Source organism: Halostella sp. PRR32 (assembly GCF_034808085.1).
Taxonomy (GTDB): Archaea; Halobacteriota; Halobacteria; order Halobacteriales; family Natronoarchaeaceae; genus Halostella; species Halostella pelagica.
The window spans coordinates 1-244 of record NZ_JAXHGL010000250.1; the positions used below are offsets into that span (position 1 = coordinate 1).

1 protein-coding gene is annotated in these 244 nt (G+C 75.4%); it reads left to right on the forward strand.

What is annotated here, in order from left to right; genetic code table 11:
* Positions 1–244 (forward strand): hypothetical protein (locus SM753_RS21045; protein ID WP_323192985.1); only part of this gene is annotated, 244 nt, incomplete at both ends.

Consider the following 244-nt stretch of genomic DNA (forward strand, 5'->3'; position numbering starts at 1 on the left):
GACGCGTTCCTCGTCGTCGGTGCGGTGCTCGCGGCCGTCGGGTGGGGTGGCACGCAGTTCCTGGCGTCGTCGCCGGGGCTGGCGCTCGACGTCCTCGGGTTCGAGGCGGCGGTCGTCGTCGTCGCGTACTGGCTGGTCGCGAGCGTCGGCATGGTGGCGCTCGCGCTCGCGGCCGGGCAGCGCGTCGTCCGGTACAGCCCGCTGCTGTGGGCGTGGGGCGTCCTCGTCTCGCTCGCGCTCCTCG